The following is a 20,915-nucleotide window of genomic DNA, read 5'->3' on the forward strand; positions in this document are numbered from 1 at the left end:
GTCGGGCCTCCTCGTGTCGCGGCGGCGGTGCGCCCCGGACTGGCGGCGGAGTGCTGGCTGGTCACGATCCGGCTCCTCTCAGGAGCATGCTCAAGGACTCGGTGTAGACCTCGAAGGCGCGGCGCCCGCGAGGAGTGAGGGTGATGTAGGTCGCCGGCGTGCGGCCTTCGTGGGTCTTGGTGACGGTCACGTACTCGGCGTCCTCGAGCTTGCGCAGGTGCGTCGAGAGGTTGCCCGCGGTCATGTCGAGGAGCTTCTGGAGCTTGGGGAACGCGATCTGGTCGCCCGCACCCAGCGCAGAGAGCGTCGCGACGACGCGCAGCCGTGCCTGGGCGTGGATGACCGGGTCGAGCTCGACGTCAGGCACGGGCACCTCCCGCGATCCGGCGACGGGTCCGCACGCGCAGCACCTGCTCGACGAACGCCATGAGCAGGAACCCACCGCCACCCGCGACGGCCATGACGAGGTAGAGGCCGGGCAGTCCCACGATCGTGGCGGCCCCGGCGACGAGCAGGATCCACACGCCCAGGACGTACAGGCGGACCTCCTGCCACATGGCCCCGCCCGCGAGGTACATCATCCCGACGACCAGGCACGACAGCGCGTTGCTCGCGACCGCCATGACCTCGGGGTTCGCCCCGGCGCGGGCGAGCCCGGCGAGAACGAGGCTCATGGCGGCGAACGAGATGAACCAGGCCCACCCGTAGAGCGCGCCCGAGCGGGCGCTCGCCCCACGCACCCCGCTCACGCGGGTCAGGACGTGCACGATCGTGAGCGCGACGGCCCCGATCAGGAGTGTCCCGAAGAGCGCGAACGCCCAGGGCTCGGGCTGCCCGACGGCGTCGCTCGCCCCGATCTCCAGGGTCGCCGTCGCGGGCGGCGCGGCCGTGCGCAGCGAGCTGACGTAGAGCGTGGTGTAGCCCAGGAGCCAGGCCAGCCCCCAGACGCCGTAGAGGACCCGGCCGTCGGGTTCGACGTCCTTTGCCTTCTCCTGCTGGGCCGCGATGAGGCGCAGGCTCTCGGCGGGGTCGAGCGGCCGGTCGTCGTCGGGCCCCTGGGCGGGTCCGGCGGGCCGGTCGGGTGTCTGGTCGCGTGTCCGGTCGGGCACAGGTGCTCCTCCTCCACCACGACGGTCGTGGTTTGTTCTGCAAACTACTTTGTAGCCTGCCAGGAGGGGTGCGGTCCGCGCAAGCCCCCCCACGCCGAGAGGTCGGACCTGCTGCGCGTCAGGACGTCGTGGAGCCCGAGGTCCCGGTCCCCGGAGCGTTCTCAGTACCGGCACCGGCACCTGTACCGCTCCCGGACCCGCTGCCCGTTCCCGTACCGGGCAGCTGCTCGAGGTCGCTGCCTCCCGAGCCCGAGCCGGCCCCCGAGCCACCGGTCCCGCCCGTGTCCCCGCCCGTCCCAGGCGCCGGGTCCGGCTCGGGGGTGACCGGGGTGGTCGGCTCAGGCTCGGGGGCCGTGGTCGGCGGGTCGGTCGGCGCCGGGGTCGGGGCCTCGCTCGGGGCCGGGCTGGGCGTGGTGCCCGTCGCCGGGGAGTCGCCCGTCGTGTCACCCGTCGTGCCGCCGGTCGTGTCGCCCGTGTTCCCGGTCGTCGTGGGCTCACGGGACACGACGTGGCTGATCGACGTGCCCGAACCCTCCTCGCCGCGCAGGATCTCGCTCAGCGGGCGCCCGGCGACGACCTCGACGAGGGTCACGCCCACGATCAGCACCAGGAAGACCCCGACGGCCGAGAGGATCAACGTCCTGCGGCCCGGGCGGCGGGACGTCACGTCGTCGCCGACCGGGGCGTCGCCCGAGGTGCCGTCGCCCTGCGGGCCGCCCGTGCCGTCGTCGGGCCCGTCCGTGGCAGCGGTGCGCAGGCCGTCGAGGCGCGTGCCACCCACGTCGTCGGCCGAGAGGACCGCGGTGTCCGCAGCCTGCCCGTCCGCGGCGACCGCGGGCAGCACCCTGGTGTCCCCGGAGCCGTCGCCGCTCGCCGAGTGCGACCCTGCGAGCGTCGGCAGGAGGACCGTGCGGCCGCCCTTGCCCACGGGCAGCACCACGCCCGCCTTCATCGCGGCCCTCATCTGGCGACGCGTCCTGAGGATCGAGCGCGTGTAGAGGTTGTTCCCGACGATGGTCAGGACCGACGCCACGCCCGCACCGATGATGGTCCCGGCCACGCCCAGGTACGACAGCAGGACCGTCGAGCTCACGGCTGCGAGCGCGCTCGCGACGACCTGCGTGACGGAGAGGCCTGGCGGCTTCTCGTCGAGGTCGTCGTCGGCTGCGCCCGGTGCAGGGGCGTCTGGGACGGTCGGGCTGATGGAGGCGGGTCTGTGCGAAGTCACGGTCCTCCCAGGGTAGGAAGCCCGTCTGCACGCCCCCCGGACGCCTGTTGACCAACCGACGAGGATTGTGTGAAGACCGCGCAGCACTCCCCCACGGCGGGTGCTATAACGGCCAGGTGACCACTCCTCCCGGCACTCCCCCCGAGACCGGCAAGCGCTCGCGCTGGGCGCCGACGACGGCCGACCACCCCGAGACCCGCCGCCGCATCGGGGCCGAGATCTGGATCCTGCTGGGACTGAGCCTCGGCCGGTCGGGCGTGTACGCGATCGTCAACATCGTGGCGCGCCTGACCGAGGGCACCCCGCTCGCCGAGCAGAGCACGAGCCTCAACAACTCCCAGTCGCCCCGCCCGTACCTCGACCTGACCTACCAGATCCTCAGCATCGGGTTCGCGCTCATCCCGGTCGCGCTCGCGCTGTACCTGCTCTCGGCGCGCGGCCGGTCGGTCACGCGGGCGATCGGGCTCGACGGCAGCCGGCCGTGGCGCGACACCGGGTGGGGGTTCGCGCTCGCCGCGGTCATCGGCATCCCGGGCCTGGGGCTGTACGTCGCGGGGCGCGCCCTGGGGATCACGGTCGAGGTCAACCCCGCCAACCTCGCCGACTACTGGTGGACCGTGCCGATCCTGATCCTCGCGGCCCTCCAGAACGGCCTGCTCGAGGAGGTCATCGCGGTCTCCTACCTGTTCGAGCGCACCAAGGACCTGGGCTGGGGCCGCGTGAAGTTCGTCGTGTGGAGCTCGCTGCTGCGCGGTTCGTACCACCTGTACCAGGGCATCGGCCCGTTCGTCGGGAACGTGGTCATGGGTGTCGTGTTCTCGTGGTTCTACACGAGCAGGTGGGGGCGGCACCGGGTCGTGCCGCTCGTGATCGCCCACACGATCCTCGACGTGGTCGCGTTCGTGGGCTACGCGCTGCTGCCTCGCGAGTGGCTCGAGGCGCTGGGCGTCGGCTAGCCGCCGTGGCGCATCGCTGAGTGCGGGAGCTGGACCGACTCGAGCAGCTCGTCGACCCGCGGTGGCGGCGCTGTCGCACCTGCCTCACCGGCCGCCGAGCGTCCCCGGCCCGACGTCGGAACCCGGCTCGGGCGGCCAGGTCCCGTCGCCCGGGTCTCCGGTGGGGACCGGAGGGTCGCCCGGCACGTCGCCCGACCCGGCCACCTCGCCCGCGACGTCCTCGCCCGGGGCGAGCTCCGCCGTCGGGCCGGAGGGTGCCGCACCCGGCGCAGGTGCCGCCGCTGCTTCCGCGACCACCGGGGCCGACGGCCCGGCCCCCAGGACCGACCCGCCCGTGACGACCACCCCGGCCGCGACCGCCCGCGACCGCAGGTCCGCGAGCTCGCGCGCGACCGACCGCACCCCGAAGCCCGAGACCACGTGGATCGCCCCCGCCACGAACGCGTACAGCCCGAACGCGACGACCGTGAGGCTCAGGACGTCGCCCGAGCCCACGGGCCGCGTGACGAGCATCAGGCCGAACAGCGCCGACACGATGCCGACCGTGAGCATCCACGGCCACCCCAGGTCGCGGTTGCGCACCAGACCCGCCGCCCCCACGACCGCCGTGATCCCCAGGACGAGGACCCACACGACCAGGACGTAGTAGAGCGCGGTCGTGCTGAGGTCGGGCCAGAACATGATCGCGACCCCGAAGAGCAGGTCGACGACCGCCTGCGCGAGCCACCACCGCCAGCCCACCTGCTGGCGGTGGGCCAGCCCCTGGGCCGCCACGAGGGCCGCGTCCGCGACGAGGAAGATACCGAACACCCAGCGCAGCGTCTCGAGCGCCTCGAGCGGCTGGATCATGAGCAGCAGCCCCAGGACCACCAGGAGCACACCGCGCACCACCGGGAGCCACCAGACGTTCTTGAAGGCGTTGGGCGGCTCGTGCACGTCGGTGCCGTGCTCCCTGCCGCTGCTCCGGACCATGAGCCCACCACCGTTCACGTCGTGCGCCGAGCACCTGGGCGCGGAACGCCCGCGACCCTCGTCGTCGCAGGTCAGGTGGGAGCGCTACCTACGTTCATCGTGCTGGACGTTGGTCACACTCGCGCGCCGAAGCACCCCGAACACCAGGAGCAAGCGGGCAAATCACCCGACCGAGAGTGGCGTAATACCGCGCCTCCCGGGACCCTCAGCCCTAGACTCGCAAGCATGTCTGCGCGCGCTCACGACCCGGCCGGCCCTCCGGCGACGGCCGGACCGCGCCCGCAGGTGCACGAGGTCGGATCGCTCGACACGGCCCCCAGCACCGCGCCCGACCCCCGCTCGTTCCGCGCGTTCCTCACGCCCCCACGCCCCGTGGGCGACGGCACCGACCCGACCGTCATGGTCGTCGACACCCCCGAGTCGCGCGTCCGCCACCCCAGCGACCTCGTCGGGATCGTGCTGTGCGCGCTGGGTGTCGCGCTCGTCATGTTCATGTCCGTCTACGCGCACGGCACCACCGCAGGCGTCGCCGAGGACGTCCAGGGCTTCTCCGACCTCCTCGCGCGGATCCTCTTCATCCCGGTCGCGGTCCTCGAAGGTCTCGTGACGCTCGCGATCCCCACAGCGGTGCTCATCGAGCTCGGCATCCGCAAGCTCGGGCGACAGGTCGTCGAGTCGATCGCCGCGGCCGCGCTCGGCATGATCCTGGGCATCGCCGTCACCTACTCCGTGCTGACGTTCGGCTCCGACGACCTCATCCAGGGCCTCTCGGTGCGGATCCGCGGCGAGTGGCGGCTCAGCATCCCCGGCTACGTCGCCGCGATCAGCGGGCTGCTGACCGCAGCAGGTCCCCGCACCCGGCGCCGGACCGTCGCCTGGTCCTGGAACCTGCTGTTCATCGCGCTGGGCGTCGTCCTCATCACCGCCCAGGTGTCGCTGCCCGGCACGATCATCACGCTCCTGCTCGGCCGCATCGCGGGCAACACCGTGCGCTGGGTCTCGGGCGTGCGCAGCGAGCGCGCCTACGGGCCACACCTGGTCGACGGTGTCCGCCGGGCCGGCTACTCACCCACGGCCCTCGTGCGCGTCCGTGACGTCGCCCAGCCCGCCGAGCTCGCGGAGGCCGCCGAGGACCCCATCACCGAGGTCAACGCCGACGGCGAGATCACGGGCGAGGTGCACGTCGGCGTGGTCCGCGTCGCCGGGTCCGACGAGGACTCGGCCCTGACCGCCGACGCGCGGATCGCGGGCGACCACCTGTCCGGAGCGCTCGGCGAGGGCGTCCGCGAACCCGCCGAGGCGCCGTCGGACCCCGCCGCGATCGCCCTCACCCGGTCCGGCGACAACCGCGTCTACGCGATGTTCACCGAGGACGGGGTGCGCCGCGACGTCGTCGTGCTCGACGGCGACCGACAGGTCGTCGGCTTCCTCACCCGGTTCTGGCGCTCCCTCCGGCTGCGCGGCATCGAGGGCCGCGCCGCGATCTCGCTCAAAGCCGTGGCAGAACGCACCGCCCTCCTCGCCTACGCCGCCCGCGCCGCAGGCGTCCGGACGCCGCGCCTGCTCGGCGTGGCCGAGTCCGACGACTCGATGATCCTCGTCCAGGAGCACGCCGTAGGAGCCGTCTCGCTGCGCGACCTGCCCGACGACGAGGTCACCGACGCCGTCCTCACCGAGGCCTGGCACCAGATCCAGCTCGCGCACGACGCCGGGCTCTCGCACCGCGCCCTGACCTCCGACGTCATGCTCGTGAGCCGCGGCGAACCGGGAGGGGCTGCGACGCACCCCGCCGGGACGGGCCCGGGCGCCGGCCCGGACGCCGGGTCGGCGGCCGTCGACCTGAGCCCCCGAGGCGGCCCCGACGACTCCGAGGTCAAGGTGTGGCTGACCGGCTGGGAGCAGGGCGACATCGCGTCGTCCGAGCTGTCACGTCGCATGGACCTCACACAGATGGTCGCGCTGCTCGCGCTGCGCGTGGGCGCCCAGCGGGCCGTGGCCTCGGCCGTGAGCGTGCTACCGGGCGAGGACATCGCGGCGATCGGTCCGCTGCTGCAGTCGATCGCGCTGCCCGTGAGCACGCGCGAGGAGATGCGCGCCAACAAGGAGCTCTTCAAGGACCTGCGTGCCGCGCTCGTCGAGCGCCTGCCGGAGACGGACGTCGAGCCCCAGCGCATCACACGTTTCGGCGCCCGGACGATCATCACGCTGACCCTGACGATCGTCGCGGTGACCGTGGTCGTCACGACGATGAACTTCCAGCAGATCACCGAGGCCGTCTCCGAGGCGAACCCGTGGTGGGCGGTCATCTCGTTCGCGCTGGGCATCCTCACCTGGTTCGGCGCAGCACTGACCTTCGTGGCGTTCTCGCCCGTCAAGCTGCCCATGATCCGGGCGACGCTGACCCAGATGGCCGGGTCGTTCGTGGCCCTCGCGGCACCGGCCGGGATCGGTCCGGCAGCCCTCAACCTGCGCATGCTGACCAAGCGCGGCGTCTCGACGCCCATGGCCGTCGCGACCGTCGCGCTGGTGCAGGTGTCGCAGTTCGTCGTCACGATCCTGCTGCTGGTCGTCCTGTCGATGACGGCCCGCTCGGGCGGCCTCGTCAAGCTGCCCTCGACCACGGTCCTGCTGGCCATCACCGGGGTGGCCCTCGCGGTGATCGCGACGCTGCTCGTCCCCGCGATACGGCGCTGGGTGCTCGCCAAGATCAGGCCGACCGTGCAGCAGGTCTGGCCGCGCCTGTCCGAGATGCTCAGCCAGCCGGGACGCCTGGCCCTGGGCTTCGGCGGGAACATCGTCATGACGCTCGGCTACGTGCTCGCGTTCGACGCGGCCCTCGCGGCGTTCGGCCAGGAGCTCGCGCTCGTCGACGTGGCCGTGATCTACCTGGTCGGCAACGCAGCCGGTGCGGCCGTCCCGACCCCCGGCGGCCTGGGCGCGATCGAGAGCGCCCTCATCTTCGGGCTGACGGCCGCCGGGATTCCGCTCGCGCTCGCCACGTCCGCGACCTTCCTCTTCCGCCTCGCGACCTACTGGGCCCGCATCCCGATCGGCTGGGGCGCCATGCGCTACCTGCAGCGCAAGGGCGACCTGTAGCGCTGGTTCCCGGAACGGGCGCCCGCACCGCCGCAGTCGTCGGCCCCTACCCCTGCAGCACCACCGCCGACCCCTGCCCGCCGCCGCCGCACAGCGCCGCGGCGCCCACGGCGTCGTCGCCGAGGACCGCGAGCCGCCGCGCGAGGTGACCCACGATCCGCGCGCCCGACGCCCCGATGGGGTGCCCGAGCGCGATGGCCCCGCCGTTGGCGTCGACGATCGCGGGGTCGACGCCCAGCAGGTCCGTCGACGCGAGGGCCACCACCGCGAAGGCCTCGTTGATCTCGACCGCGGACAGCTCGCCGGCGTCGAGCCCGGCCCGCGCGCACGCGGCGCGGATCGCGTTCGCGGGCTGCGCGTGCAGCGAGACGTCGGGCCCGGCGACGAGCGCGTGCCCGAGGACCCGGGCGCCGGTCAGCCCGCGCCGCGCGGCCTCCTCGTCGCTCACGAGCACGAGGGCGGCGGCGCCGTCGGAGATCTGCGACGCGTTCCCGGCCGTGAGGGTGCCGTCCTCGCGGAAGGCGGGGCGGAGCCGCGCGAGGACCTCGACCGTGGTGTCGGCGCGCACGCCGTCGTCGGCCTCGACGAGGCGACCACCGCGCCCCGGCGTCTGGAAGGGCGCGATCTCTCCGCGCAGGAAGTCGGCGGCCGCGGCGGCCCGCGCGTGCGACGACGCCGCGAAAGCGTCCTGCGCCTCGCGGCTGATCGCGAGACGCTCACCGTGCCGTTCGGTGCTGAGCCCCATCGAGTCCTGCTCGAACGCGTCGCGCAGCCCGTCGTGCGCGAGCGTGTCCACGAGGGTCACGTCGCCGAGCTTCTGGCCCGCGCGCGACCCGACCCAGGCGTGCGGTGCGAGGCTCATGGACTCCTGCCCCACGGCCACGACGACCTGCGCCTCGCCCGCGGCGATCAGCCGGTGCGCCTGCACCACGGCCTCCATGCCCGACAGGCAGACCGCGTTGAGCGTCATCGCGGGCACCGAGAAGGGCACGCCCGCACCGACGGCGGCCTGCCGTGCCGGGTTCTGCCCGGCCCCGCCCTGGAGCACCTGCCCGGCGAGGACGAGCTCGACGTCGTCAGGCGTGAGCCCTGCGTCCGCGAGCGCCGCGCCCAGCGCGTGGGACCCGAGGACGGCGGCGGGCACGGTCGCGAAGGCGCCGTTGAAGCGCACGAACGGGGTGCGCGCGTACCCCACGACGACGGTCATGACTCCTCCTGGTGTCCGGTGCGTGACGGGGTGGGAACGGGTGCCCCGGCAGGGTCGCCGGGTTCGTCCAGCCCGACGACGTAGCTCGCCTCGGTCGCGGCCCGCACCTCGTCGAGGGTCACGTCGGGCGCGACGGCGCGCAGCACGAGACGCCGCCGCGGGGTGTCAGAACCAGCGTGACCTCGAGTGCCCGCTGGTTCTGACACGTCGCCGGGCAGCACGTCGAACACCGCCCGGTCCGTGATGATCCGGTCCACCACGCCTTCGCCCGTGAGCGGCAGCGCGCACTCGTGCCGGAGCTTGGGCGTCCCGTCGCGCGCCACGTGGTCCATGAGCACGACGATCCGGGGTGTGCCTGCAACGAGGTCCATGGCCCCGCCCATGCCCTTGACGAGCCTGCCGGGCACGGTCCAGTTGGCCAGGTCCCCGGTCTCGGAGACCTCCAGGGCCCCGAGGATCGCGATGTCGACGTGACCGCCGCGGATCATGGCGAACGACGTCGCGGAGTCGAAGTAGCTCGCGCCCGGCAGGGCCGTGACGGTCTGCTTGCCCGCGTTGATCAGGTCGGCGTCCTCGTCGCCCTCGACCGGGAACGGCCCGATGCCCAGCATCCCGTTCTCGCTCTGCAGCGTGATGGTCACGCCGGGCGGCAGGTGGTTCGCGACGAGCGTGGGGATGCCGATCCCGAGGTTGACGTAGTCGCCGTCGTGCAGCTCGGCCGCGGCGATCGCGGCCATCTCGTCCCGGTCCCAGGGCATGTCAGGCGTCCTTTCCTGCGTCCGTCGGCGCGCCGACCCCGACCGCGCGGGGCCGCACCGTGCGCTGCTCGACGTCCTTGACCCGTGGCCGCGCGGGCACGAGCCGGTCGACGAAGATCCCGGGCGTGACGACGACGTCGGGGTCGAGGGGCTGGTCCAGGAGGATCTCGGCCTCGACCACCGTGACGCGCCCTGCGGTCGCGACGAGCGGGTTGAAGTTGCGGGCCGTGAACCGGTAGGTGAGGTTGCCGTAGGGGTCGGCGCGGTGCGCGTGCACCAGGGCGAGGTCGGCGACGATGCTGCGTTCGAGGACGTAGCGGCGCCCGTCGAACTCTTCGACGGGCTTGCCCTCGGCGACCGGCGTCCCGACGCCCGTGGCGGTATAGAACGCGGGGATGCCGGCGCCGCCCGCGCGCAGCCGCTCGGCGAGCGTGCCCTGCGGCACGAACTCGACCTCGAGGTCGCCGTCGAGGTAGCGCTGCGCGAACAGCTTGTTCTCGCCGACGTAGGACGACAGGACCGTGGAGACCTGGTCGCTCTCGAGCAGCAGCCCGAGCCCCTTGCCGTCGACGCCCATGTTGTTGGACACCACGGTGAGCCCGCGCACGCCCGAGTCGCGGACGGCCTCGATGAGGTCGGACGGGATGCCGCACAGGCCGAACCCGCCGACGGCGATCGTCATGCCGTCGCGCAGCAGGCCGTCGAGGGCCGTGGCGGCGTCGGGGTGGTGCTGGACCGAGCTCCGTGCCCGTCCGGTCGTGTCGGTCGTCATGGCCGCTACCTGCTTCCTGTCGGGAGGGTGCTGTGCTCGTCTCGGCCGGCGGCGCGGGCCCGTCGCAGCACGGCCTCGGCGTGCCGGAGCGAGGGTCCGTCGATCATCACGCCGTCGTGCACGAACACGCCGTCGTGCCCCTGTGCGGTGGCGAGCAGCGCGCGGGCGGCCGCGACGTCACCGGGCGGGGGTGCGTACGCGGCCCGGATGACGGGGACGTGCGAGGGGTGGATGCACGCGGTCGCGGCGAAGCCGACGGCCGCGGCGTCGAGCGCCTCGTCACGCAGGCCGTCGAGGTCGTCGATCGCGAGGTGCACCGCGTCGATCGCGGCGACGCCCGCGGCCCCGGCGGCGAGCAGCACCGCGGACCGGGCGGCGCGGGCGACGTCCCGGTAGGTGCCGTCGGGGAACCGGCTCGACGTCCCGCCGAGCGACGCGACGAGGTCGTCGGCGCCCCACATCAACGCGACGACGCCGGGGCGCCGGGCCAGCCCGGGTGCGGCCAGGACGCCTGCGGCGGTCTCGCACAGCGCGATCACGCGCAGCCCGCCGAGGTCGAGCGGCAGCCGCTCGTCGGCCTTGGGCACCATGACGGTCCGGTAGGGGGTGCGTGCGAGCGCGGCCAGGTCGGTCGCGTGGTCCGGCGTCCCGACCGCGTCGACCCGCACGATCGTCCGCGCCGGATCGAGGGGTTCGGTGAGCAGCGCGTCGCGCGCCGCGGCCTTGCGGTCCGGTGCGACGGCGTCCTCGAGGTCGAGGATCACGGCGTCGGCCCGGTCCGCGGCCTTGCGGTACCGGTCGGGCCGGTCGGCGGGGCAGAAGAGGAGCGCGGGCCCCAGGTCGAAGGTCGTCACGTCGCACCCCCGTCAGGCCCGACGGCGTCGCGCGCCACCGCGTCCGGCTCACCCTGCGCGGTGGTCGTGGCACGGGCTGCCTCGTGCGCCGCGCGGGTCCACACGAGCGTCGACCGCACGGCCCGGGCCACGAGCACGCCGTCCTGGTTGTGCCCGCGGTGCTCGAGCGTCACGATCCCCTGCCCGGGCCGCGAGGCCGACGGCCGCTTCTCCAGGACGACCGTCGAGGAGTACAGGGTGTCGCCGTGGAACATCGGGTGGGGGAACGCGACCTCGCCGAACCCGAGGTTGGCGACGATCGTGCCCTGCGTGAGCTGCGCGACCGACGCCCCGACGAGCGTCGAGAGCGTGAGCATCGAGTTCACGAGGCGCTGCCCGAACGGTTGTTCCGCGGCCCACGCCGCGTCGAGGTGGAGCGACTGCGTGTTCATGGTCAGCGTCGTGAACAGCACGTTGTCGGCCTCGGTCAGCGTGCGGCCCGGGCTGTGGACGTAGCGGACCTCGGTCTCGAGCTCGTCGTAGTAGAGCCCGCGCTGCTCGATCTCCCGCATCCTGCGCTCCTTCCTGCTGGTGGTGGTCGTTCTCGACCGCGGGGAACCGGGGCCTAGGCCGTCAGGCCCAGCCCGCGCGCGATGATCATGAGCTGCACCTCGGACGTCCCCTCCCCGATCTCGAGCACCTTGGAGTCCCGGTAGTGGCGGGCCACGGGGTTCTCGTTGAGGAACCCGTAGCCGCCGAAGATCTGCGCCGCGTCGCGCGCGTTGGCCATGGCCGCCTCGCTGCCCACGAGCTTCGCGATCGATGCCTCGACCTTGAACGGGACGTCGTTCGCGAGCTTCGACGCCGCGTCGTAGTAGCAGAGCCGTGCCTGGTGGACGCGGGCCGCCATGCGCGAGAGCGTGAACGCGATGTGCTGGTTCGAGCCGATGTCGCGGCCGAACACGTTGCGCGTCCGCGCGTACCGCAGCGCCTCCTCCAGGCACCCCTGGGCGGCCCCGGTCGCGAGCGCCGCGAACGCGATGCGCCCCTCGTCGAGCGCGTGCAGGAAGTTCGCGTACCCGCGCCCCTGCTCGCCCAGGAGGTTCGCCGCGGGGACCCGGACGTCGTCGAACGTCAGGGGGTGCGTGTCGGACGTGTGCCACCCGACCTTGTCGTACGCCGGTCCGACCGTGAACCCGGCCGTCCCGGACGGCACGAGGATGCTCGACAGCTCCTTCTTCACGGTCCCGTCGGCCCGCGTCTCCTCGCCCGTGACCGCGGTGACCGTGACGACGCTCGTGATGGGCGTCCCGGAGTTGGTGATGAACTGCTTGCTGCCGTCGATGACCCACACCCCGGCGCCGCCGTCGGGCCCGGTCTCGTGCCGCGCCGTCGTGCGCGTGGCCCCGGCGTCGGAACCCGCCTCGGCCTCGGTCAGCCCGAACGCCGCGAGCGCGCGGCCCGTGACGAGGTCCGGCAGCCACCGCTCGCGCTGCTCGGGCGTGCCGTGCCGGGCGATCGGCATGATCCCGAGCCCCACACCGGCTTCCAGGGTCACCGCGATGCTCTGGTCGACGCGTGCGAGGGCTTCGACCGCGAGGCACAGCGACAGGTAGTCCTTGCCCTGCCCGCCGTACTCGGTGGGGAACGGGAGCCCGAACAGTCCCAGGTCGCCCATCTCGCGGATGATGTCGAGCGGCAGGCGGCGCTCGGTGTCGTACGTGTACGCGGCGGGCGCGACGACGGTGTCAGCGAACTCGCGCACGGTGTCGCTGAGCTTGCGCTGCTCGTCGGTGAGCTCGGTGTTCATGGCGCTCCTGGGGTGTGGGAGGGGACGGGGACGGCCGGGGTGTCGGCCTGGGGGTGGTGCAGGGTCGCGGGCTCGTCCGCCGGGGCGGGAGCGGCGTCGTCGGGCCGTGGTTCGACGCGGGCGACCACCTCGTCGCGCCGCACCAGGTCGCCCGGGCGGGCCGTGAGCCGCACGACGCCCGCGTGCGGCGCGGTGAGCGGGTGCTCCATCTTCATGGCCTCGACCACGACGAGGACCGTGCCCGCGGCGACGGTCTCGCCGTCGGTGACGGCGACCGCGACAACCGTGCCGGGCATGCCCGCGCGGACGTCGGGGCTCGTGGGTCCGTCGGTGCGCTCGGAGGCGTCGCGGCGGGCGGCCGCGCGCCGCGCGAGGCGTTCGGCGCGCGTCGGGACGGCGACCTGCACGACCCGGCCGTCGCGAGCGAGCCACACGCTCCCGTCAGGGCCGGTCGCGAGGTGCACGGTCTCGCCCACGCCGTCCACGACCAGCCGCCACGTGTGCCCGTCGACCGGTGTCAGCGAGGCCCGCCGGGACTGGCCGTCGTCCACGTGCACGACGGCGTCGCTCGCGTCTCCGGTCACGGTCACCTCGTGGGGCTCGTCGGGCGGGGCGAGCAGCACGACCCGGCGCGGACGGGGCGCGGCGTTGAGCCGCCAGCCGTCGCCCGCACCCCACGGTCCGGTCGCGTGCGGCGCGGCGCGGCGAGCGTCCGACCCCGCGAGAGAGCACAGCGCGACCGCCACGAGGTCGTCCTCGGTCGCGATCCCCGGGGGCACTCCCCCGGCCGTCACGAACCGCTCGATCAGCCCCGTGTCGAGGTCCCCGGACCGGACGTCCGGATCCGCGAGCAGGGCCCGCAGGAAGCCGATGTTGGTGTCGACGCCCAGCACGACCGTCTCCGCGAGGAGACGGTCGAGCCGGTCGAGCGCCTGGGCGCGGTCGGCGCCGTGCGCGACGGCCTTCGCGAGCAGCGGGTCGTAGTCTCCCCCGACGCGCAGCCCCTCGGTGAGGCTGGAGTCGAGACGCCACCCGGCGCCGTCGGGCTCGACGAGCGCCAGGACCTCGCCCGTCGCGGGCAGGAACCCGCGTGCCGGGGACTCGGCGTAGACCCGGGCCTCGATCGCGTGGCCGCGCAGCACGACGTCCTCCTGCGCGAAGCCCAGCGGCTCGCCCGCCGCGACGCGGAGCTGACCCTCGACCAGGTCCAGGCCCGTGACCATCTCCGTCACGGGGTGCTCGACCTGCAGGCGCGTGTTCATCTCGATGAAGAAGAACGTGGTCGGGTCGTCCGCGGGCACGAGGAACTCGACCGTCCCGGCGCCCTCGTAGTCGACGCCGCGCGCGACCTCGCACGCGGCCTCCCCGATGCGGGCGCGCGTCGCGGCGTCGAGCAGCGGCGAGGGCGCCTCCTCGACGACCTTCTGGTGGCGGCGCTGGAGCGAGCACTCGCGCTCCCCCAGGTGCACGACGGCGCCGCGCGAGTCCGCGAGCACCTGCACCTCGATGTGGCGCGGCCGGGCGACGAGGCGCTCGACGAGCAGCGTGCCGTCGCCGAACGACCGGGTCGCGACGCGGCGGGCGCTCGCGAGCGCGGCCGGCAGGTCGTCGGCCGAGGTCACGACCTGCATGCCCTTGCCGCCGCCGCCCGCCGAGGGCTTGACGAGCAGCGGGAAGCCGACGTCGCGCGCGGCCCGTGCGAGGGCCTCGTCGTCGAGCGCCCGGCCGCTGGGGTCGCGTCCCGTGCTGCCCGGCACGACCGGGACGCCGCGCGCCGCGACGATCTCCTTGGCCGTGATCTTGTCGGCCATGGCCTCGAGCGCCGCGACGCCCGGCCCGACGAACACGATGCCTGCGTCGGCGCAGGCCCGCGCGAGCCCGGGGTTCTCGGACAGGAAGCCGTAGCCGGGGTGGATCGCGTCGGCGCCCGTCGCACGGGCCGCGTCGATGATCGCGCGCACGCTCAGGTACGAGTCGGCCGCGGGGGCCGGTCCGATGCGGACCGCGACGTCGGCGAGCGACACGTGGCGCGCGCCGGCGTCGGCGTCGCTGTGGACCGCGACCGAGCGGATGCCGAGGCGGCGCAGCGTGGCGATGATGCGGCACGCGATCTCGCCACGGTTGGCCACGAGGACGGTGCCGAAGGGGCGCGCGCCCCGGTTGTCAGAACCAGCGTGACCTGGAGTGCTCGCTGGTTCTGACAGCCCGGGGGTGACGAGCGGGGCGGGGGTGCGCAGCGGGTGCATGGCCCTCACATCCTGAAGAGCCCGAACCGCGGGCCCTCGGTCGGGGCCAGCGGCGTGCGGGCGCACACGTCGAGCGCGAGTCCCAGCACGCGGCGCGTGTCGGCCGGGTCGATGACGCCGTCGTCCCAGAGCCGGGCCGTGGCGTAGTACGGGTCGCCCTGCTCCTCGTAGCGCGAGCGGATGTCCTCGCGGAAGGCGGCCTCGTCGTCGGGCGCCCACTGCTCGCCGCGCGCCGCGAGCTGGTCGGCCTTGACCGTCGCGAGCACCGACGCGGCCTGCGGGCCGCCCATGACCGAGATCCGGCTCGCGGGCCACGACCACAGGAAGCGCGGCGAGTACGCGCGCCCGCACATCGAGTAGTTGCCCGCCCCGAACGACCCGCCGACCACGACCGTCAGCCTGGGCACACGCGTCGTCGCGACGGCCGTGACCATCTTGGCGCCGTCCTTGGCGATGCCCCCGGCCTCGGCGTCGGTGCCGACCATGAACCCCGAGATGTTCTGCAGGAACACGAGCGGGATGCCGCGCTGGTCGCACAGCTCGACGAAGTGCGCGCCCTTGAGCGCCGAGGGGCTGAACAGGACCCCGTTGTTCGCGACGATCCCCACGGGGTGCCCGTGCAGGTGCGCGAACCCCGTGACCAGGGTGTCGCCGTACTCGCGCTTGAACTCGTGGAGCACGCTGCCGTCGACGAGCCGCGCGACGACCTCGCGCGCGTCGTAGGGCGCCTGGACGTCGACCGGCACCGCGCCGTACAGGCTCTCGCCCGGCCCGCCGGCCTCGTCCTGCCCGACGACGGGCGGCGCACTCTCCTGCACGGCCCACGCGGGCGCCGGGTCCGGCGGGAGCGTCGAGACGATGCGTCGCACGATCGCGAGCGCGTGCTCGTCGTCCTCCGCGAGGTGGTCCGTGACGCCCGAGCGGCGCGCGTGCAGGTCGCCGCCGCCCAGCTCCTCGGCCGTGACGACCTCGCCGATCGCGGCCTTCACGAGCGGCGGGCCGCCCAGGAAGATCGTGCCCTGGTTCCGCACGATCACCGTTTCGTCGCTCATCGCGGGCACGTACGCGCCGCCCGCGGTGCACGAGCCCAGGACCGCCGCGATCTGCGGGACGCCCGCGGCCGAGAGCCGGGCCTGGTGGTAGAAGATCCGGCCGAAGTGGTCACGGTCGGGGAAGACCTCGGCCTGGAGCGGCAGGAACGCGCCGCCCGAGTCGACCAGGTAGATGCACGGCAGCCGGTTCTCGAGCGCTATCTCCTGGGCCCGCAGGTGCTTCTTGACCGTGAGCGGGTGGTACGTGCCGCCCTTGACGGTCGCGTCGTTGCACACGACCAGGACCCGGCGCCCCTCGACGACCCCGATCCCCGCGATCACGCCCGCCCCGGGCCACTCCCCGCCCAGCATCCCCTCGGCCGCGAGCGGCGCGATCTCCAGGAACGGCCTGCCCTCGTCGAGCAGGTGCTCGACGCGTTCGCGCGGCAGCAGCTTGCCGCGCGCGACGTGCCGGGTGCGCGACGTCTCGGGCCCGCCGAGCGCGGCACGGGCCGTGCGCTCGCGCAGCCCGGCGACGAGCCCGCGCTGGGCCGCGTCGTTGGCCAGGGCCGTGGCGGAGGCCGGGTCGACCGTCGTCCCCAGGACGTCGCCGACACCCGCACGCGTCGTCGGCAGGGTCGCGGTCACGAGGCTGCCCCCGTACCGGGGTCGCCCGGGTCGCCCGGGTCACCGGGGTCGCCCGGGTCGCCCACGAGGAGCAGCGCGAGCGCCGGGTCCGCGAGCAGCGCCCCGAGCTCGGCGAGGAACCGGGCGCCCTGCTCGCCGTCGACCACTCGGTGGTCGAACGACAGGCTCAGCGTGAGCACGTCGCGCAGCGCGACCTGTCCCTCGTGCTCCCAGGGGCGCTTGCGCACGGCCCCGACGCCGAGGATCGCGGCCTCCCCCGGGACCAGGATCGGCGTCCCGGCGTCGACCCCGAACACCCCGACGTTGGTGATCGTGACGGTCCCGCCCGTGAGCCGCTCGGGCGCGGTGCGTCCGCTCCGCGCCGTCGCGGTGAGGTCCGCGAGCGCCTGCGCGAGCCCCGTGAGCCCGAACGTGTGCGCGTCGGGCACGTGCGGCACGACCAGCCCGCGCTCGGTCGCGACCGCTGTCCCCAGGTGGACGCGCGGGCTGTGGACGATCTCCGCGGTCCCGTCCGGCAGGTCCTCCCACCGGCTGTTGAGCGAGGGGTGCCGCGGCAGGACGACGCACAGCGCCCGCGCGACGAGCGCCAGGACCGTGATCCTGGTCCCGCGGGCGAGCGGATGGGTCCGCAAGCGGTCGAGGAGCTCCATCGAGGGCGAGACGTCGAGCGTGAGGAACACGGTCGCGTGGGGTGCGGTGAAGGCGCTCGCGACCATCGCGGCGGCCGTGTGCTTGCGCACGCCGCGCACGGGCGTGCGGGTCTCGCGTGCGGCCGGGGTACCCGTCGCGCCGGCGGTCCCCGTGCCCACCCGGCCCGACGACGTCGCGCCCGCCCCGGCCACCGGTGCGGCCCGGGCGGTGCGCGGCTCGGGCGGCGGGAAGCCCTCGGCCCGTCGTGCGGCGGCGCGGGCCAGCCCGGACTGACCGAGGAGGTCTCGCAGGGAGGTCGGGCCCGAGCGGGGCGAGGCGGTCTGCGGGTACTCGTCGTCCGGGGTGCCGGTGTCGTCGAGAGCGTCCGGCCCGTCGTCCGGACCGTCGTCCGGGGCTGAGGTGATGAACCCACGCGAGGCCGGGCCGGTCGATGCGGTGCTCGGGAGCCCGTGGACGCCATTGCGCTCGCGCCCTGTCCCGGTCCGTCGTCCGCTGACCGGTGCGTCCGCCGCCGCGCCCTCACGGGCCCCGGACTGTGTGCAGCTCACGGCCGCCAGGACGTCCTCGCGGGTCACGAGGCCGCGCGCGCCGGTCCCGACGATCCGTTCGAGGTGGACCCCGAGCTGCTTGGCGAGTCGGCGCACGGGTGGGGTCGAGCGGGGGCGCTCGGTCGGGGCCGGGTCGGTGCTCCCGTCCCGTGCCGCGCTCGCACCGGCCCCCACGACAGCCGGGTCGTCGTCGGAGCGCCGACCGTGCGCTGACCCCTCCGTCGAGATGCGGCTATCTGGGGCGCTTCCCCTGTCCTCGACCCCACGTGGCCGCATCTCGCCCGTGGAGCTCGCCGGCGATCGGCGTGCTCGCCGCGTGGGCCGGCCCGATCGTTCGGGCCGCGCGCCGTATCCGACGAGGTTCGGCTGGGGCGCCTCCTCGGCGGTGCCCTGCCCGCCGCCGGCCGATCGACCGTCCGGCGCGGCGCCGTCGGGCACTCCGTCCGTCGCGCCACCCGCTGCTGCGCCGCCGTCCGCCGGACGGGCGGACGCGTCCCCGTCTGCCGGACGCCCGGCCGACGCGGCGCCGCCGGGCGTGACGCCCCCCGACGCCCCCGCCTCGTCCGGGACCTCGAACGTGACGAGCGGCTCGCCGACGTTGACCGTCTGCCCGGGCTCGGCGTGCAGCACCGTGACGACCCCGGCGTAGGGCGAGGGGAGGTCGACGAGCGCCTTGGCCGTCTCGACCTCCGCGATGACCTGGTTGAGCTCGACCGTGTCGCCCGCGGCGACGTGCCAGCTCACGAGGTCGGACTCGGTGAGGCCCTCGCCGAGGTCGGGCAGGAGGAACTCGCGCGTCGCCATCACCGTGCCACCCCCTCGAACGCCGCGTACCCCGACGCCTCGTACGCCCCGCGCCCCAGGACGCGGTCCACGCCGTCGAGGATCCGGTCCAGGTCCGGGACCTGGTGCTGCTCGGCCTTGGCGGGCGGGTACGGGACGTCGTGCCCCGTGACGCGCACCGGTGCGGCCTCGAGGTGGTCGAAGCAGCGCTCGGTCGCCGCGGCCGCGACCTCGGCGCCCAGGCCCGCCTGGTGCGGGGCCTCGTGCGCGACGACCAGCCGACCTGTCTTGCGGACCGACGCCGCGACCGTCGCGTGGTCGATCGGAGAGAGCGAGCGAAGGTCCACGACCTCGATCGAGACGCCCTCGTCGGCGGCCGCGACGGCGGCGTCCCGGGCCGTCGTGACGAGCGACCCGAACGTCACCAGCGTGACGTCCGTGCCCGGCACGACGACGCGCGCCGCGTCCATGGGGACGGCCGAGCGCAGGTCCGCCGCCTCGTTGACCTCGCCCTTGAGGTGGTAGCGGCGCTTGGGCTCGAAGAACACGACCGGGTCGTCGCACGCGATGGCCTGCTGGAGCACCGTGTACGCGTCCTGGGGGTCGGAGACCGTCACGACGCGCAGACCCGCGGTGTGCGCGAAGTACGCCTCGGGCGACTCCGAGTGGTGCTCGGCCGCCCCCAGGCCACCGCCCACGGGGATGCGGATCGTGATCGGCAGGCGCACCGCGCCGCCCGTGCGGGCGTGCATCTTGGCGAGCTGGGACACGATCTGGTCGAACGCGACGTACACGAACCCGTCGAACTGGATCTCGCACACGGGACGGTAGCCGCGGTACGCGAGCCCCACGGCCGTGCCGAGGATGCCCGACTCCGCGAGCGGCGTGTCGAGCACGCGACGCGGGCCGAACTCGGTCTGGAGGCCGTCCGTCACGCGGTACACACCGCCGAGGCGGCCGACGTCCTCGCCCATGACGACGACCTTGTCGTCGTTCGCGAGCGAGCGGCGCAGGCCCGCGTTGAGGGCCTTGGCGAGCGTCAGGGTGGTCATCGGGCACCGCCCTTCGCGTCGGAGGTGCCGGCGCCCTCGGGCCCCGGGGAGTCGGCGAACCCCTCCAGGTACTGCGCGTACGCGGCACGCTCGGCCGCGAGCGCCGCGTGCGGCTCGGCGTACACGTGGTCGAAGATCGAGAGCGCGGGCGGGTCCTCGAGCCCGATGCACCCGGCACGCAGCTCGGCCGCTGCCCGGTCGGCGACACCCTGGACCCGTGTCTCCTCGGCCTCGGTCAGCAGGCCGCGGTCGGTCAGGTACGCCCGGTACCGGGAGATCGGGTCACGTCCGGCCCACGTCTCGAGCTCGGCGGGGTCGCGGTAGCGCGTGGGGTCGTCGGCCGTGGTGTGCGGGCCCATCCGGTAGGTCACGGCCTCGATGAACGTGGGACCTCCGCCCGTGCGGGCCCGGTCGAGGGCCTCGTGCACCACGGCATGCACCGCGAGGACGTCGTTGCCGTCGACGCGCACGCCCGGCAGGCCGAAGCCCGCGGCGCGGTCCACGAGGGGCACGGGCGACTGGAGCGCCACGGGCTCGGAGATCGCCCACTGGTTGTTCTGGCACAGGAACACCACGGGCGCCCGGTAGGTCGCGGCGAACACGAACGCCTCGTTGACGTCGCCCTGGCTCATGGCGCCGTCGCCCAGGTAGGCGACCGCGACGGCGTCGGCCCCGTCGTTCGCGATGCCCATCGCGTAGCCCGTCGCGTGCAGCGTCTGCGCACCGATGATGACCTGCGGCGTCGCCATGTTCACGGCGTACGGGTCCCAGCCCGACGCCGTCACGCCCCGCCACACCCGTACGAGGTCGACGAGCGCGACCCCCCGCGTGTACGCCACGGCGTGCTCGCGGTAGCTCGAGAACACGAAGTCGTCGCTCCGCAGCGCCCGGCCCGAGCCGATCTGCGCGGCCTCCTGCCCCAGGAGCGGGGGCCACAGCGCGAGCTCGCCCTGCCGCTGGAGAGCCGTGGCCTCGGCGTCGATCCGACGCACCACGACCATGTCCTCGTACAGTCGAAGGGCCGCCGCGGGGTCTGCGTCGAGTCCTTCCAGCCACCGGTCCTGCTCCGCCGATCCGTGGCGTGCACCGGCCTCGTCGAGCACCTGGACGACGTCCTGTGTCGTCCGCGGCTCGACACGGCTGTCCACCTTGCTGGGCGTCATCGCGTCACCTCGCGTCTGCTCCCGTGCTCGTCGTCGAGCACCCCGCCGCTCA

The 20,915-nt window shown here is 74.2% G+C and carries 17 protein-coding genes; 2 read left to right on the forward strand and 15 right to left on the reverse strand.

Features of this window, described 5'->3' with window-relative positions:
• Positions 1–61: 61 nt before the first annotated feature.
• From IE95_RS0104030 to IE95_RS0104040, 3 genes are all read right to left on the reverse strand, one after another.
• Positions 62–367, reverse strand: a complete 306-nt coding sequence (locus tag IE95_RS0104030; RefSeq protein ID WP_030150345.1) for a transcriptional regulator — start codon at positions 365–367, stop codon at positions 62–64.
• On the reverse strand, positions 360–1,109 hold the full coding sequence (locus IE95_RS19445) for a hypothetical protein (protein ID WP_051702697.1): 750 nt from the start codon (positions 1,107–1,109) through the stop codon (positions 360–362). The genes IE95_RS0104030 and IE95_RS19445 overlap by 8 nt, the downstream gene beginning before the upstream one ends.
• Positions 1,110–1,227: 118 nt before the next feature.
• Positions 1,228–2,337 carry a hypothetical protein gene (locus IE95_RS0104040; protein ID WP_030150347.1) on the reverse strand — a complete coding sequence of 370 codons (1,110 nt, stop codon included), beginning with the start codon at positions 2,335–2,337 and terminating at the stop codon, positions 1,228–1,230.
• A 116-nt stretch (positions 2,338–2,453) separates the two neighbouring features.
• Here IE95_RS0104040 and IE95_RS0104045 point away from each other — a divergent pair, with 116 nt between their 5' ends.
• A complete protein-coding gene (locus IE95_RS0104045) occupies positions 2,454–3,293 on the forward strand; it encodes a CPBP family intramembrane glutamic endopeptidase (protein WP_030150348.1) in 840 nt (279 codons plus the stop codon).
• A gap of 84 nt (positions 3,294–3,377) precedes the next feature.
• Here IE95_RS0104045 and IE95_RS19450 read toward each other — a convergent pair whose 3' ends face one another.
• Positions 3,378–4,265: an HdeD family acid-resistance protein gene (locus IE95_RS19450; protein WP_051702698.1), complete on the reverse strand. Its 888-nt coding sequence runs from the start codon at positions 4,263–4,265 to the stop codon at positions 3,378–3,380.
• Positions 4,266–4,490: 225 nt separating this feature from the next.
• Here IE95_RS19450 and IE95_RS0104055 point away from each other — a divergent pair, with 225 nt between their 5' ends.
• The gene (locus IE95_RS0104055; protein WP_240666323.1) at positions 4,491–7,361 is read left to right on the forward strand and encodes a lysylphosphatidylglycerol synthase transmembrane domain-containing protein; all 2,871 of its coding nucleotides are present in this window, start codon (positions 4,491–4,493) and stop codon (positions 7,359–7,361) included.
• 46 nt (positions 7,362–7,407) lie between these two features.
• Here the strand turns inward: IE95_RS0104055 and IE95_RS0104060 are convergent, their stop codons facing one another.
• From IE95_RS0104060 to pdhA, 11 genes are read right to left on the reverse strand one after another with little or no spacing between them, the layout of a single operon-like run.
• Positions 7,408–8,568: an acetyl-CoA C-acyltransferase gene (locus IE95_RS0104060; protein ID WP_030150351.1), complete on the reverse strand. Its 1,161-nt coding sequence runs from the start codon at positions 8,566–8,568 to the stop codon at positions 7,408–7,410.
• Complete coding sequence (locus IE95_RS0104065; RefSeq protein WP_051702699.1) at positions 8,565–9,326, reverse strand: 3-oxoacid CoA-transferase subunit B; 762 nt, start codon at positions 9,324–9,326, stop codon at positions 8,565–8,567. The genes IE95_RS0104060 and IE95_RS0104065 overlap by 4 nt, the downstream gene beginning before the upstream one ends.
• 1 nt (position 9,327) lies before the next feature.
• Positions 9,328–10,098: a CoA transferase subunit A gene (locus tag IE95_RS0104070; protein WP_051702700.1), complete on the reverse strand. Its 771-nt coding sequence runs from the start codon at positions 10,096–10,098 to the stop codon at positions 9,328–9,330.
• Between the two features lie 5 nt (positions 10,099–10,103).
• A complete protein-coding gene (locus tag IE95_RS0104075) occupies positions 10,104–10,952 on the reverse strand; it encodes an HpcH/HpaI aldolase/citrate lyase family protein (RefSeq protein WP_030150354.1) in 849 nt (282 codons plus the stop codon).
• The gene (locus IE95_RS0104080) at positions 10,949–11,503 is read right to left on the reverse strand and encodes a MaoC family dehydratase (protein ID WP_051702701.1); all 555 of its coding nucleotides are present in this window, start codon (positions 11,501–11,503) and stop codon (positions 10,949–10,951) included. The genes IE95_RS0104075 and IE95_RS0104080 overlap by 4 nt, the downstream gene beginning before the upstream one ends.
• Before the next feature lie 53 nt (positions 11,504–11,556).
• The gene (locus IE95_RS0104085; protein WP_030150356.1) at positions 11,557–12,741 is read right to left on the reverse strand and encodes an acyl-CoA dehydrogenase family protein; all 1,185 of its coding nucleotides are present in this window, start codon (positions 12,739–12,741) and stop codon (positions 11,557–11,559) included.
• Complete coding sequence (locus IE95_RS0104090) at positions 12,738–14,987, reverse strand: ATP-binding protein (RefSeq protein ID WP_084689789.1); 2,250 nt, start codon at positions 14,985–14,987, stop codon at positions 12,738–12,740. The genes IE95_RS0104085 and IE95_RS0104090 overlap by 4 nt, the downstream gene beginning before the upstream one ends.
• 5 nt (positions 14,988–14,992) lie before the next feature.
• Positions 14,993–16,621, reverse strand: a complete 1,629-nt coding sequence (locus IE95_RS0104095; protein WP_030150358.1) for a carboxyl transferase domain-containing protein — start codon at positions 16,619–16,621, stop codon at positions 14,993–14,995.
• Positions 16,622–16,662: 41 nt separating this feature from the next.
• A complete protein-coding gene (locus IE95_RS20820; protein ID WP_129429553.1) occupies positions 16,663–18,669 on the reverse strand; it encodes a dihydrolipoamide acetyltransferase family protein in 2,007 nt (668 codons plus the stop codon).
• Complete coding sequence (locus IE95_RS0104110; RefSeq protein WP_030150359.1) at positions 18,669–19,700, reverse strand: alpha-ketoacid dehydrogenase subunit beta; 1,032 nt, start codon at positions 19,698–19,700, stop codon at positions 18,669–18,671. The genes IE95_RS20820 and IE95_RS0104110 overlap by 1 nt, the downstream gene beginning before the upstream one ends.
• A complete protein-coding gene (gene pdhA, locus IE95_RS0104115) occupies positions 19,697–20,863 on the reverse strand; it encodes a pyruvate dehydrogenase (acetyl-transferring) E1 component subunit alpha (RefSeq protein ID WP_051702702.1) in 1,167 nt (388 codons plus the stop codon). Before pdhA ends, IE95_RS0104110 begins: the two co-directional genes overlap by 4 nt.
• Positions 20,864–20,915: the final 52 nt, after the last annotated feature.

Origin of the sequence: Oerskovia turbata (genome assembly GCF_000718325.1) — a bacterium.
GTDB lineage: Bacteria > Actinomycetota > Actinomycetes > Actinomycetales > Cellulomonadaceae > Oerskovia > Oerskovia turbata.